The sequence below is a fragment of the Streptomyces sp. NBC_01546 genome (assembly GCF_045208355.1).
Lineage (GTDB): Bacteria > Actinomycetota > Actinomycetes > Streptomycetales > Streptomycetaceae > Streptomyces.
The window spans coordinates 5,511,766-5,525,395 of record NZ_CP109379.1; the positions used below are offsets into that span (position 1 = coordinate 5,511,766).

Sequence of the window (13,630 nt, forward strand, 5' to 3'; positions counted from 1 at the left end):
TGGGCTCCTTCTCTCAGACCGTCTGCTCGGCGACGAGCGCCGCGGCCTTGTCGAGATCGTCCGGGGTCTTCAGGGCCACGTTCGGTACGCCCTTCAGCGCGCGCTTGGCCAGACCCGTCAGGGTGCCACCGGGGCAGAGCTCGATGATCCCCGTGACGCCCAGCTCGGCGAACGTCTCCATGCACAGGTCCCAGCGGACCGGGTTCGCGACCTGGCCGACCAGGCGGGCGACGACGTCGGCGCCCTTGGTGACGACGAGACCGTCCTTGTTCGAGACGTACTTCAGCGCCGGGTCCGCCGGAGAGAGGGCCTCGGCGGCCTTCTCCAGCGTGGCGACCGCGGGGGCCATGTGGTGCGTGTGGAAGGCGCCCGCGACCTTGAGGGCGACGACCTTCGTGGAGCCTTCGGGCTTCTCGGCCACCAGGGCGGCGATCTGCTCGGCGGTGCCGGCGGCCACGATCTGGCCCGCGCCGTTGATGTTGGCCGGGGTCAGCCCCATCTTCTCCAGGTGTGCGACGACCATGTCACGGTCACCGCCGAGGACCGCGGCCATGCCGGTCTCCGTGACGGTGGCGGCCTCGGCCATGCCCAGACCGCGCGTACGGACGAACGACAGCGCGTCGGCGTCGGACAGGACGCCGGCGTACGCGGCGGCGGTGATCTCACCGACGCTGTGGCCGGCGACGGCACCGAAGGCCGAACGGCCGGTGCCGTTGACGGTGAGCAGGGCATCGGCGGCCAGCAGACCCGCCGCGACCAGCAGCGGCTGGGCCACGGCCGTGTCGCGGATCTCGTCCGCGTCGGCCTTGGTGCCGTAGTGGGCAAGGTCGAGCCCGATGGCGTCCGACCAGGCGGCGACGCGGTCAGCGGCACCGGGAAGGTCGAGCCAGGGAGTCAGGAAGCCGGGCGTCTGAGCGCCTTGGCCGGGAGCGACGAGTACGAGCACCCTCACACTCTCTCTTGTGGATGGTCCCTGCCGCCCGTGGGGACAGGGACGAAGAACCGTCGGGGTAATTGTTGATGTCCGACAAAAGTCTAGGACTGGCTGTCGCCGTCGGCCAGACGCCCCAGAATCAGGGCGATCCGCAGCGTGAACGCCGAGCGGACATCAGAGGGTGACCAGCCGGTGACGTCGGTCACACGTCGCAGCCGGTAGCGCACCGTGTTCGGGTGCACGAACAGCATGCGGGCCGCCCCTTCGAGGCTGCTCGCCTGCTCCAGATAGACACTCAGCGTCTCCAGCAGCGCCGAGCCCGCCTCTTCCAGCGGTCTGTAGATCTCCTCCACCAACTGGTCCCGGGCGGCGGGATCCGAGGCGATCGCCCGCTCCGGCAGCAGATCATCCGCCAGGACCGGGCGCGGGGCATCCTGCCACGCCGTGCAGGCCTTCAGCCCGGCCGCCGCGGCCTGCGCCGACTTCGTCGCGTTCAGCAGGTCGGACACCACCGGGCCGGCCACCACCGGACCGGCCGCGAACGGTCCGATCAGGGACTTCGCCACCTGCATCGGGTTGTCGCTGCCGCCCGCGATGACGACCAGGCGGTCGCCGAGCACCCCGGTCAGGACCTGGAGCTTGTGGTGCCGGGCCGCCCGCCGGATCGCCTCGACCGTCAGCTCGCTGTCCCCCTCCGGCGCGGTGCCCAGCACCACGCACACGTGCTCCGGAGAGTTCCAGCCCAGCGCCGCCGCCCGCGAGAGCGCACCCTCGTCGGCCTCACCGGACAGCACCGCGTTGACGACCAGCGACTCCAGCCGCGCGTCCCACGCCCCGCGCGCCTCGGCGGCCTGCGCGTACACCTGGGCCGTCGCGAAGGCGATCTCCCGGGCGTACACGAGCAGCGCCTCGCGCAGGATCTGCTCGTCGCCCGGGGCCGCCACCTCCTCGATCGCCGTCTCCATGACCTCGATCGTGGTGCGGACCATCTCGACGGTCTGGCGCAGAGTGATCGCCCGGGTCAGCTCGCGCGGAGCCGTCCCGAACACGTCGGTGGAGATCGCCTGCGGGGTCTCCGGGTGCCGGAACCACTCCGTGAACGCGGCGATGCCGGCCTGGGCGACCAGGCCGATCCAGGACCGGTTCTCCGGGGGCATCGCCCGGTACCACGGCAGGGTCTCGTCCATGCGCGCGATCGCGTTGGCGGCGAGCCGGCCGGAGGACTTCTCCAGTCGGCGCAGCGTCGCGGTGTGCGGATGGGCGGGAGCGGGATGCGCGGCGTGTGTCGCGGGGGAATGCTCACGTTCGGGTTGGGGCACGTGACAAGACTGCCTTATCGGGACGGCTGCGCGGAGTCCGGTCCCATGCCCGCCGCGCACGCGGGGGCTACGGTGGCCTCCATGATTGATGTACGGCGCGGCTCCGACCGGTACGAGGGCGGGGAACCGGCCGCCGGGATCACCACCCGGCACGCCTTCTCCTTCGGGTCCTTCTACGACCCGGACAACCTGCGCTTCGGCCCGGTCCTGGCCTGCAACGAGGAGACCCTCGCCGCGGGCGCCGGATTCGACGAGCACCCGCACAGCCACACCGAGATCGTCACCTGGGTGGTCGAGGGCGAGCTCACCCACCGGGACGACACCGGCGAGGAGGGCCTGGTCCGGCCCGGCGACGTACAGCGGCTCAGCGCCGGATCCGGGGCGCGGCACGTGGAGCGCAACGACGGCGGCGGGCGGCTGCGCTTCGTGCAGACCTGGCTCGCGCCGCTCACCCCGGGCGGCGACCCCTCGTACGAGGTGATCCGGGGCATCGCCGACAGCACGCCCTACGCGGTCCCCGCGGCCGGAGCCGTGCTGCACGTCCGGCGGCCGGGCGCGGGCGAGCGGGTCCCCGTACCGGCGGCGGAGCGGGTGTACCTGCACGTGGTGCGCGGGGACCTGCGGCTGGACGGGCAGGAACTCGGCCCGGGGGACGCGGTCCGGATCACCGATGAGAAGGATCTGGAGATCGTCGCCGGGTCCCCGGGCGAGCTGCTGATCTGGGAACTGCCGGGTGAGTCCGCCCAGGGCTAGCGGAGCTCGGCGAGGACCGCGTCGGTGAACGGGGTCCAGGCCTCCACCGCCCACGGGCCGAACGCGCGGTCCGTCAGGGCCACGCACGCGGCGCGGGCGTCCGGGTCCACCCACAGGAAGGTGCCGGACTGGCCGAAGTGGCCGAAGGTGCGCGGGGAGGACGAAGCGCCCGTCCAGTGCGGGGACTTGCCGTCGCGGATCTCCATGCCCAGACCCCAGTCGTTGGGCGACTGGTGCCCGTAGCCCGGCAGGACGCCCTTGAGGCCGGGGTGCACGACGGAGGTGGCCGCCGCGACCGTGCGGACGTCGAGCAGCCGGGGCGCCTGGAGCTCGGCGGCGAACCGTACGAGGTCGGAGACGGTCGACACGCCGTCCTTGGCGGGCGAACCCTCCAGGGTGGTGGACGTCATGCCCAGCGGCTCGCACACCGCCTGGTGCAGGTACTCCGCGAAGGGGATCCCGGTGGCCTTGGCGATGTGGTCGCCGAGCACCTCGAAGCCGGCGTTCGAGTACAGCCGGCGCTGCCCGGGCGGGGCGCTCACCCGGTGCTCGTCGAAGGCCAGCCCGCTGGTGTGCGCGAGCAGGTGACGGACCGTCGACCCCTCGGGCCCGGCCGGTTCGTCCAGCTCGATCGCCCCCTCCTCGTACGCGACGAGGGCCGCGTACGCGGCGAGCGGCTTGGTGACCGAGGCCAGCGTGAAGCGGTGGCCGACGGGCCCGTGGGAGCCGGCCAGGCTGCCGTCGGCGCGCACGACGGCAGCCGCGGCCGTCTGCACCGGCCAGTTCTCGATGATCTGCAAGCTCTGCATGGCGTCGAGCCTACTTGCTTGGAGTGCACTCAAGGGTTTTAGCGTGTGGGCCATGAGTCTGACGCAGACGCGGTACACGATCAGCGAGGTCGAGGCCCGGACCGGTCTGACCCAGCACACGCTGCGCTGGTACGAGCGGATCGGCCTGATGCCTCACGTGGACCGCTCCCACTCGGGCCAGCGGCGGTTCAGCGACAAGGACCTCGACTGGCTGGCCTTCGTGGGCAAGCTGCGCGCTACCGGGATGTCGGTGGCGGACATGGTCCGGTACGCCGAACTGGTCCGCGAGGGCGACCACACCCTCGGCGAACGCCGCGAGCTGCTGGAGCGGACGCGCCGCGACGTACGGGCGCGGATCTCGGAGCTGACGGACGCGCTCGCCGTACTGGACTACAAGATCGATTTCTATGCGACGAACGCGGTCGCGGGGAAGGCGCAGTCATGACAGTCATTTCGGAGTATGACGGCTCCCCCATCGAGCAGGCCGAACTCGGCAAGGGCGGCCCGCTGGTCGGCGTCCAGGGCCTGGGCTGCATGGGCATGAGCGAGTTCTACGGGGACACCGACGAGGCGGCGGCGCGCGAGACCCTGGAGGCGGCGCTGGCCGCCGGGGTCACCCTCATCGACACCGCGGACGTCTACGGGCGGGGGCGCAACGAGGAGTTCCTCGCCCCCTTCGTGGCCGCGCACCGCGAAGAGATCACCCTGGCGACGAAGTTCGCCATAGAGCGCAGCGACGACCCGGGCTACCGCGGCGTCCGCAACGACCCGGCCTACGTCCGGCAGGCGGTGGAGGACAGCCTGCGCCGGCTCGGCGTGGAGGTCATCGACCTGTACTACATGCACCGGCGCGACCCGGCCGTGCCGCTCGCCGAGTCGGTGGGCGCCATGGCGGAGCTGGTGCGGGAGGGCAAGGTGCGCCACCTCGGGCTCAGCGAGGTCACCGGCGCGGAACTGCGCGAGGCGCACGCCGTGCACCCCATCGCGGCGCTCCAGTCGGAGTGGTCGCTGTTCAGCCGGGACGTGGAGCGCAGCGCGGTGGGCGCGGCGGCCGAGCTGGGCGTGGCCTTCGTCCCGTACTCACCGTTGGGCCGGGGTTTCCTGACGGGGGCCTTCACCGACGCGTCGACGGACCTGGCGGCCGAGGACTTCCGCCGCCGGCAGCCCCGGTTCACCGGCGACAACGCGAAGGCGAACGCCGCGCTGCTGGCCCCGGTCCGGGAGGTCGCCGAGGCGCACGGGGCGAGCCCGGCGCAGATCGCCCTGGCCTGGGTGCAGCAGCGGGCGCGGGTGCACGGGCTGACCGTGGTCCCGATCCCGGGCACCCGCAAGGCCACGCGGCTGCGGGAGAACGCGGCGGCGACGCGGATCACGCTGACGGCGGCGGAGCTGGAGCTGCTGGAGCCGATCGCGTCCCGGGTCGCGGGGGACCGCTACCCGGACATGACCTTCACCTCGGCGTCCCGCGAGGTCTGAGGGGACCGGAGCGGGGTCGGGGCTCAGGGCCGCTCCGCGGTGAACCGGTCCCGCAGGGTCACGTACTCCGCGTCCGTCAGCAGGCCCGCGCAGTGGAGCTCGCTCAGGTGCTCGAGCCGGTCGTCGGACGGCCGGGGCCGGGGGACGGCGGCGACCGGGGTGCGGCCGCGCAGGGCGGCCAGGACGGCCGCGGCGAACGGCAGCGACTCGTGCACCGCCCCGTACCCCATGCCGAAGACGGCCGCCGCGAGATCGTGGCTCGGACGGGGGTCGGCCGCGGTGAGCCGGGGCTCCCGCAGCAGCAGCCGCAGGTGGCCGCCGGGGCCGTCCGGTGAGCTCCACTCCACGCCGGCGAGGGCGGCCAGCGGGTAACGCTGGTCGCCCGCCTTCCATTTGGTGCTGGTGGCGCCCGTACGGGACCAGTGGAAGGTGACCGCCGAGCCGTCGAAGGCCACGCGCGCGTCGTACGCCTTCAGCTGGAGCGGCGGCTGCGGGACGTCGACCAGGAAGTGCGCGGCGGGCTCGGCGGCCTCCGGGCCGAGCCGGGAGCGCAGCGCGTCGGCGAAGGCGGCCGCGTACGGGGCCCGTTCGCCCGGCAGCACCAGCCGGTAGGGGTCGCAGGCCTCCTTCAACTGCCCGGCGGCGGCCTCCATCAGCGGATCCGCGCCCGGCCGCGGGACGGCACGCAGCACCACCGTGTCCCGCTTCCCGGCGCTCACGGTCACCCCGGACACCGCTTCCAGGGGGATCCGGCGCTCGCCGAGGGCATGGAAAAGTCTCGGCGCCCTCGGCGTTCTTATCCCCCGTGCGAAGCGGATGAGCACCGAGTCCGAGTCGAACTCCCAGACGGCATGGTTTCCGGCCAGTACGTCACCCATGTGCCACATGGTAAAGGGAGGCGCCCTCGCGCGTCCCCCTCGATGCGAGGCCCACTTTCCGGGCCTCTACGCGCGTCAGTCCCCCTCGGCGCCGGAAATACCGTCTCGGCAGGCGTCGTCCCCGGTCGCGCACACAACGGAACCGAATGCACCGGTTCCGATTTTGGCGAAGTTGTCCACCGAGTCGGTCCCTGGCGCGAAATAGCCGGTGTGGCTCTTGGCCGTGGCCGAGGACAGCAGCCGCGCGCCGAACTCCGGGGAGACCGGGTCGGCTCCGTGGCCCAGCCCGCCGACCTCCAGGTGCGGTACGTCCGCGATCCAGTCGCCCTCGTCCCGCGTGGCCCAGACCCGGGCCGAGGTGTGCAGTCCGGCGACGCTCGAAGCGCGCATCCCGGGGCTGCCCGCCACCACCACGTCCGTCACCCGGTCCGGCAGCTCGTGCGCGGCGACCCCGCACACCACCGATCCGTAGCTGTGGCAGAACAGCGCCACGCGGGAGTCCCCGGGCAGGGCGGTGGTCAGGGACTTGAGCCGGACGGCGCCGTCGAAGGCCATGCGGCCGGTGGCGGCGTCCATGCCGACCCCGGTGGGCGCGTTGTACCCGGCCCAGGCGATGACCGCCGTCCGGCCGTCCGGGTCGGCCGCGCGCTGGGCGTCGTACAGGGACCGGGCCATGCCGACCGGGGCGGTGAAGCGGCGCTGCGTGCGCTCGAAGGTGACCACGTCGGTGTCGACGCCGGGGACGACCACCGAGACCCGGCGGGCCAGGTCGAGGTCGCCGAACACCTCGGCGACGAGGCCGCCGCCGGTGGGGTCGAAGGCGAGGATCTGCCGGCCGGGCTCGGTGAGCGAGGCGAAGCGGTGGGCGCGACGGGTGGCCGCGGCCCGGTCGGCCGGGGTCAGGGCGACGTCCTGGCTGCGGGCGTTCTCGACCTGGCCGGCCTGCTCCAGGCCGCGCTGGTTGGCCCGGTAGCGGGTGGCGGCGGGGGCCCCGTCGAGGTTGCCCACGACGAGGGGGTAGCCGTCGGCGAGCCGGGCCCGCTGGGCCCCGTCGAGCCCGTCGAAGAAGCGGGCCACCGTCCGTGCGGGGGCGTCGGCGGGTGGCACCGGGCGGCCGCCGATGCGGGCCTGTGCCCAGGCGGCGAGAGCCGCGGCGCGCAGCGGGGTGCCGCCCTCGGGGCGGTGCACGGCCGTCCAGCCGGTGGTCGCCAGCATGACGAAGACCACCGCCAGCGCGAGCAGGGTGCGCAGGACGGCGGGGCGCGGGTCGGCGCCGTGGGCGGTGGGGAGGGCATGGCCGGACAGGTTCACTGGGACCAGCGTAGGAGACCTCTTCCGGCCGGGGCGCGCCGGGTGACGGGTCTCACGGCCGACCGGGTGCCGCCGCGCCGACGGTCGTTGATCAGCAGTCAGCCGTTCGCAACCCCGGCTCCGGCGGACGTACGGCGCCAGTTCCCGGCCAGGGCAGGGCCGATCTGGTCCAGACAGGCCTCGGTCATCCGCCGGATCGTGGCCACGCTGGTGTCCTCGCCCTGCCCCCAGAGCCGCCCGGTGACCCGCATCACACCCGAGAACGCGGCGACGGCCACGCGCGGGCGCGGGTCGCCGTCCACGTCCAGGCCCTCGCGGGCGGCGATCAGCCGGGAGATCCGCTCCTCCAGGCCGGTGCAGCGGCGCAGGTGCACGGCGAGCAGGGCCGGGGTGGACTCGATCAGCCGGTAGCTGCGCATGTAGAGGTCGACGGGGACCACATCGGAGAGGGCCTGCTCGAGGTGGTCCCAGGTGGCGAGCACCGCGCCGCGCATCGCCTCGAGCGGGCCCTCGGTGGCCGGCCGGGCCTGCAGTTCGGCGAAGAAGTGCGACTCGACCAGGTCCTGGACGGCGAACGCCACCTCCTCCTTGTTCGCGAAGTAGCGGAAGAAGGTCCGCTGCGACACGTGCACGGTGTCGGTGATCTCGTCGACGGTGGTGCGCTCGTACCCCTGGGAGACGAAGAGCAGCAGGGCGGCGCGCAGCAGCGCGTCCCGGGTGCGCCGCTTCTTGCGCTCGCGCAGTCCCGCCACCACCGGTGCGGCCGGTGCCGGCCGCTCGTCGGTCATCACGGGGGGCTCCTTTCTGACGCCGAGTGGGCGGTCAGGCTATCTGTGACCCACATGACAGCGGCCGTCCCGTTAAGCCGTTGGTGGGCCTCGGCGGCTGCCGGGCCGCGGTCATGGCCCCGCGGTCGGCAACTCGTTCGGGGACAACCGGCGGGCGGCGCCGCTGCCTCTGCCCCGCGGAGGCGTCAACTCCGCACCTACGACGGCCCCGCCGGACGGTTCCCGCCGGGCCGTCGCCTATCAGGGTGGAGCCGGCCGAGCCCCCTTCCCACCGCCCGTATTCGCAGGTCAGCGTGGTGTCGACGGCGCTTCGGAACCCACCGCGGCGCCCCTCGTCCACAAGGAGTTGACCCGTCATGCGTACGTGTAACACCGCTCGCGTCACCGCCCTGGCCGCCGCCGTCCTGGCCGCCACCGCCCTCATCCCGAGCGCGGCCGGTTCCGCGCACGCCGCGGGCCCGGCGACCCTCGGGGCATGCGCCACCGGGCAGCTGTGCCTGTGGGCGAAACCGGAGTTCAAGGGCACCCGGTACACCCACGAACTGAGCACCCTGGACATCAACAGCTGCACCGCGCTGCCCGCCGGAACCAGCGCGCAGTCGCTCACCAACCGCACCGGGCGCCCGGTGACCACCTACCAGTCGGCCGTGTGCGCGGAGACCGGCGAGTTCCAGACCTATCCCGGGGACGGGGTCTGGCTACCCCAGTCCCCCTACCAGGTGAGGGCGTTCAAGGTGTGGGAGAACTAGGCCCCGCCACGGCCTCGCGCGGCGCCGGGGCGCCCGGCTGCCCGGCCTGCGGGTCACCCAGCCGGGCGACCTCGGCACGCAGCGCCCGTACCTCCGCGTGGAGTTCCTCGATGGCCGCCAGCTGGAGGCGCTCCGCCCGGTCGTCCCGCTCGAAGCGGGAGATGAACCAGGCGGCGATGTTCGCGGTCACCACACCGAGCAGGGCGATCCCCGACAGCATCAGACCGACGGCCAGGACCCGGCCGAGGCCGGTGGTGGGGGAGTGGTCGCCGTACCCGACCGTCGTCATGGTGGTGAAGGACCACCACACCGCGTCGCCCAGGTTCTTGATGTTCCCGTCCGGGGCGTCCCGCTCCACGCTCAGCACCGCGAGGGAGCCGAACATCAGCAGCCCCACGACCGCTCCGGCCACATAGGTCGTCAGCCGGATCTGCGGAGCCATCCGGGCCCGCCGGCCCACCAGCAGCAGCGTCGACACCAGCCGCAGCAGCCGCAGGGGCTGCGCCAGCGGCAGCACCACGGCGCACAGGTCCAGCCAGTGCGTCCGTACGAAGTGCCGGCGGTCCGCCGCGAGACCCAGCCGGACCACGTAGTCGACGGCGAAGGCCCCCCACACCACCCACTCCGCGTACGTGCACGCCCGGTGCACCTGCGCGCTCGCGTCGGGGACGACGATCGGCACGGCGTACGCCACGGCGAAGCCCACGGCGAGGACGAGCAGCGGGGTCTGGCTCCGCCGCTCCCAGAGCAGCTGGCGGGAGGGTTGCTTCATGCCCAGCATCGTAAAGAACGCGTAAGGGGCGCTGGGACAGGTGTCCCGGCGCCCCTCACGGAAGGGTGACGGCTACGCGTCGCCGCCCGCCGCGCCCGGGTCCGCCGCCGCGACGTCCAGCAGCTGGTACCGGTCCACGGCCTGCTTCAGCACCGAACGGTCGATCCGGCCGGCCTTGGCGAGCTCGGTGAGCGTCGCCAGGACCACCGACTGGGCGTCGATGTGGAAGAAGCGCCGGGCCGCACCACGGGTGTCCGCGAAGCCGAAGCCGTCCGCGCCCAGCGAGGTGTACGGGCCGGGCACCCAGCGCGAGATCTGGTCCGGCACCGCCCGCATCCAGTCGGAGACCGCCACGAACGGACCCTCCGCACCCGACAGCTTCCGCGTCACGTACGGGACGCGCTGCTCCTCCTCCGGGTGGAGCAGGTTGTGCTCCTCCACCTCGACGGCCTCGCGGCGCAGCTCGTTCCAGGAGGTCGCCGACCAGACGTCCGCCTTGACGTTCCAGTCGGCCGCGAGGATCCGCTGCGCCTCCAGCGCCCACGGCACCGCCACGCCCGAGGCCATGATCTGCGCCCCGATGGTGCCGGACGTGCCCGCCGACACCCGGTGGATGCCCTTGAGGATCCCGTCCACGTCCACGTCCGCCGGCTCGGCCGGGTGCTGGATCGGCTCGTTGTAGACGGTCAGGTAGTAGAAGACGTCCTCCGCCTGCGGCCCGTACATGCGCCGCAGACCGTCCTTGACGATGTGCGCGATCTCGTAGCCGTAGGCCGGGTCGTACGCGACGCAGCCCGGGTTCGTCGACGCCAGCAGCTGGGAGTGACCGTCGGCGTGCTGGAGCCCCTCACCCGTCAGGGTGGTCCGGCCCGCGGTCGCGCCCAGCACGAAACCGCGTGCCAGCTGGTCGGCCATCTGCCAGAACTGGTCACCGGTGCGCTGGAAACCGAACATCGAGTAGAAGACGTAGACCGGGATCAGCGGCTCGCCGTGCGTGGCGTACGCCGAACCCGCGGCGATCAGCGAGGCCGTGCAGCCCGCCTCCGAGATGCCGTCGTGCAGCATCTGGCCGGTCGGCGACTCCTTGTACGCGAGCAGCAGGTCGCGGTCGACCGCCTCGTACTGCTGCCCCAGCGGGTTGTAGATCTTGGCGCTCGGGAAGAACGCGTCCATGCCGAAGGTGCGGTACTCGTCGGGCGCGATCAGCACGAAGCGCCGGCCGATCTCCTTGTCCCGCATCAGGTCCTTCAGGATGCGGACGAAGGCCATCGTGGTGGCGATCGACTGCTGGCCCGAGCCCTTCTTGGCCGCCGCGTACGTCGCGTCGCCCGGCAGCTGCAGCGGCTTGGCGCGCACCACACGGGTCGGCACGTAGCCGCCGAGCGCGCTGCGCTGGTCGTGCATGTACTGGATCTCGGGCGACTTCGGGCCCGGGTGGTAGTACGGCGGGGCGCCGCTCTCCAGCTGCGCGTCCGTGATCGGGATGTGCAGGCGGTCGCGGAAGCGCTTGAGGTCGTCGACCGTCAGCTTCTTCATCTGGTGCGTCGCGTTGCGGCCCTCGAAGTTCGGGCCCAGCGTCCAGCCCTTGACCGTCTGGGCCAGGATCACCGTCGGCTGGCCCTTGTGGGCCTTGGCCGCCGCGTAGGCCGCGTAGACCTTCTTGTGGTCGTGCCCGCCGCGGCCCAGGTGCTGGATCTGATAGTCGGTCATGTTCTCGACCATCGCGCGCAGCCGCTGGTCGCCGCCGAAGAAGTGATCACGGATGTACGCGCCCGACTCGGTGGCGTACGTCTGGAACTGCCCGTCCGGGGTGGAGTTCATCTTGTTGACCAGGATGCCGTCGCGGTCCTGGGCCAGCAGCGGGTCCCAGGAGCGGTCCCAGATCAGCTTGATGACGTTCCAGCCGGCGCCGCGGAACTGCGACTCCAGCTCCTGGATGATCTTGCCGTTGCCGCGCACCGGGCCGTCGAGGCGCTGGAGGTTGCAGTTGACCACGAAGGTCAGGTTGTCCAGACCCTCGCGGGCGGCGATCGACAGCTGGCCGAGCGACTCCGGCTCGTCCATCTCGCCGTCGCCGAGATACGCCCAAACGTGGGACTTGGAGGTGTCCGCGATCCCGCGCGCCTCCATGTACCGGTTCATCCGGGCCTGGTAGATCGCACCGAGCGGGCCCAGGCCCATCGAGACGGTCGGGAACTCCCAGAAGTCCGGCATCAGCCGCGGGTGCGGGTAGCTCGAAAGGCCGTACGGGGCCTTCGACTTCTCCTGACGGAACGCGTCGAGCTGCTGCTCGGAGAGCCGGTCCAGGAGATAGGCGCGCGCGTAGATACCGGGGGACGCGTGGCCCTGGAAGAAGATCTGGTCGCCGCCGTCGCCCTCGTCCTTGCCCCGGAAGAAGTGGTTGAAGCCCACGTCGTAGAGGGAGGCGGAGGAGGCGAAGGTCGCGATGTGGCCGCCGACCCCGATGCCCGGGCGCTGGGCGCGCGAGACCATGACGGCCGCGTTCCACCGGGTGGCGTTGAGGACCTTGCGCTCGATCTCCTCGTTTCCGGGGAAGAACGGCTCGTCCTTGGTGGCGATGGTGTTGACGTAGTCCGTGCTGCGCATCTCGGGCACGGCCACGCGCTTCTCGCGGGCCCGCTCGATCAGCCGCAGCATCAGATAGCGGGCGCGCTCACGGCCCCGCTCGTCGACCGCTGCGTCCAGGGAGTCGAGCCACTCCTGCGTCTCCTCCGGATCGAAGTCCGGGACCTGACTGGGCAGGCCGCCAATGATGATCGGATTGCGATCGGATGCGGAAACCACGCTGTTCCTTCGCTGTCGGGGGAGTCGTGCCTTGGGTTCGCCGCCTCCCATCGTCTTACGCTCGGCCGAGATCGTCATCTCTACCGCTGGGTAATCCCTGGAGTCGGCAGGAAGTCTGGGGTGGGCGATCCGAAGGCGGGCCGGTCAAATCGCAACCTTACGCCCAAGTCGGTCACACGCCGCCAACAAAGTCGTAAGGACGTTCGTCCCTCAAGCGGGTAGGAAAGTCATCAAGCGTTGCCGATGATGCCGAATGGACCGCAATGGTGTGGGATGAGTCACCAGAGCCCCACACGGGGAGGCTGAAAGTTGCGGCGAGACGGCCGCAATCGTCACCGTTTCGACGGTCTCGGCGGCCGGGTACTTGCGCGATCCGCCGCGCCCGTGTGGACTACGTCCAATGCTGCGCGTACGCGCGCCGCCAGAAGACATTCACCGAACATGAGCAGGAGGCACCCCGTGAGCGCGACCGCGGACCACGCGGAGAACCTGGCCGCCCGGCTGGGTTTCCAGTCCGAACAGGTGGTCCAGGAGATCGGCTACGACGACGACGTCGATCAGGATTTCCGTGATGTCGTTGATGAGCTCGTCGGCGATCTCGTCGACGAGGACTACGACGACGTCGCGGACGCCGTTTTGCTGTGGTTCCGCGAGGACGACGGCGATCTGGCGGACGCACTGGTCGATGCCACCGAGCTGATCGAGGACGGCGCACTGATCCTGCTGCTGACCCCCAAGACGGGCCGCCCCGGCTACGTCGAGGCCAGCGACATCAAGGAAGCCGCGGAGACCGCCGGCCTCTCGCTGGCCAAGGGTCTTCCCGTAGGCAAGGAGTGGGCCGCCACCAAGCTGGTGACGCCCAAGACAGCCGTCAAGAAGCGCTAAGCCGCGCCTTCCGCTGCCGAGCGGACACATCGTGCACCCCGTCGACCCCCGGTCGGCGGGGTGTGTGCGTTCCGGGCCCCGCCCCGCCTAGGCTGTGCCTCACCCGAACGGCCCACTGCGGGCATCCAGGAAATGCGGGACGAAGGGATGC

At 71.9% G+C, this 13,630-nt stretch carries 13 protein-coding genes; 5 read left to right on the forward strand and 8 right to left on the reverse strand.

The window, feature by feature from the left end; translation table 11 throughout:
• Nucleotides 1-13: 13 nt before the first annotated feature.
• Together OHA89_RS25210 and OHA89_RS25215 are read right to left on the reverse strand one after the other, a co-directional pair.
• Nucleotides 14-946 (reverse strand): ACP S-malonyltransferase, encoded by a 933-nt coding sequence (locus tag OHA89_RS25210; protein WP_266609807.1) that lies wholly within the window; start codon nt 944-946, stop codon nt 14-16.
• Nucleotides 947-1,035: 89 nt separating this feature from the next.
• Entirely contained in the window at nt 1,036-2,253 is a 1,218-nt protein-coding gene (locus OHA89_RS25215) for a CdaR family transcriptional regulator (protein ID WP_215140921.1), read from the reverse strand.
• A gap of 81 nt (nt 2,254-2,334) precedes the next feature.
• On the opposite strand from OHA89_RS25215, the gene OHA89_RS25220 reads away from it, so the two are divergent.
• Nucleotides 2,335-3,006, forward strand: a complete 672-nt coding sequence (locus OHA89_RS25220; protein ID WP_215140922.1) for a pirin family protein — start codon at nt 2,335-2,337, stop codon at nt 3,004-3,006.
• Here OHA89_RS25220 and OHA89_RS25225 read toward each other — a convergent pair.
• Nucleotides 3,003-3,815 carry a serine hydrolase domain-containing protein gene (locus tag OHA89_RS25225; protein ID WP_406367173.1) on the reverse strand — a complete coding sequence of 271 codons (813 nt, stop codon included), beginning with the start codon at nt 3,813-3,815 and terminating at the stop codon, nt 3,003-3,005. The two genes, OHA89_RS25220 and OHA89_RS25225, sit on opposite strands and share 4 nt — an antisense overlap.
• Before the next feature lie 52 nt (nt 3,816-3,867).
• Here OHA89_RS25225 and OHA89_RS25230 point away from each other — a divergent pair, with 52 nt between their 5' ends.
• Together OHA89_RS25230 and OHA89_RS25235 are read left to right on the forward strand one after the other, a co-directional pair.
• A complete protein-coding gene (locus OHA89_RS25230; protein ID WP_251064184.1) occupies nt 3,868-4,260 on the forward strand; it encodes a MerR family transcriptional regulator in 393 nt (130 codons plus the stop codon).
• The gene (locus OHA89_RS25235) at nt 4,257-5,291 is read left to right on the forward strand and encodes an aldo/keto reductase (RefSeq protein WP_406367175.1); all 1,035 of its coding nucleotides are present in this window, start codon (nt 4,257-4,259) and stop codon (nt 5,289-5,291) included. The genes OHA89_RS25230 and OHA89_RS25235 overlap by 4 nt, the downstream gene beginning before the upstream one ends.
• A gap of 23 nt (nt 5,292-5,314) precedes the next feature.
• Here OHA89_RS25235 and OHA89_RS25240 read toward each other — a convergent pair whose 3' ends face one another.
• The 3 genes from OHA89_RS25240 to OHA89_RS25250 all read right to left on the reverse strand — a co-directional run bounded on the left by OHA89_RS25240 (nt 5,315) and on the right by OHA89_RS25250 (nt 8,268).
• Nucleotides 5,315-6,169: a DUF4429 domain-containing protein gene (locus tag OHA89_RS25240; RefSeq protein WP_266609814.1), complete on the reverse strand. Its 855-nt coding sequence runs from the start codon at nt 6,167-6,169 to the stop codon at nt 5,315-5,317.
• Between the two features lie 75 nt (nt 6,170-6,244).
• On the reverse strand, nt 6,245-7,396 hold the full coding sequence (locus tag OHA89_RS25245) for an alpha/beta hydrolase (RefSeq protein ID WP_406368584.1): 1,152 nt from the start codon (nt 7,394-7,396) through the stop codon (nt 6,245-6,247).
• Between the two features lie 182 nt (nt 7,397-7,578).
• Nucleotides 7,579-8,268, reverse strand: coding sequence for a TetR/AcrR family transcriptional regulator (locus OHA89_RS25250; protein WP_266609816.1), 690 nt, complete (start codon nt 8,266-8,268; stop codon nt 7,579-7,581).
• A gap of 356 nt (nt 8,269-8,624) precedes the next feature.
• Between OHA89_RS25250 and OHA89_RS25255 the strand changes: the two genes are divergently transcribed.
• Nucleotides 8,625-9,017 carry a peptidase inhibitor family I36 protein gene (locus OHA89_RS25255; protein WP_257556507.1) on the forward strand — a complete coding sequence of 131 codons (393 nt, stop codon included), beginning with the start codon at nt 8,625-8,627 and terminating at the stop codon, nt 9,015-9,017.
• Here OHA89_RS25255 and OHA89_RS25260 read toward each other — a convergent pair.
• Complete coding sequence (locus OHA89_RS25260) at nt 8,998-9,789, reverse strand: potassium channel family protein (RefSeq protein ID WP_215140929.1); 792 nt, start codon at nt 9,787-9,789, stop codon at nt 8,998-9,000. The two genes, OHA89_RS25255 and OHA89_RS25260, sit on opposite strands and share 20 nt — an antisense overlap.
• Before the next feature lie 72 nt (nt 9,790-9,861).
• Nucleotides 9,862-12,594, reverse strand: a complete 2,733-nt coding sequence (aceE, locus tag OHA89_RS25265; RefSeq protein ID WP_215140930.1) for a pyruvate dehydrogenase (acetyl-transferring), homodimeric type — start codon at nt 12,592-12,594, stop codon at nt 9,862-9,864.
• Nucleotides 12,595-13,053: 459 nt separating this feature from the next.
• Here aceE and OHA89_RS25270 point away from each other — a divergent pair, with 459 nt between their 5' ends.
• Nucleotides 13,054-13,479, forward strand: coding sequence for a DUF3052 domain-containing protein (locus OHA89_RS25270; protein ID WP_215140931.1), 426 nt, complete (start codon nt 13,054-13,056; stop codon nt 13,477-13,479).
• Nucleotides 13,480-13,630: the final 151 nt, after the last annotated feature.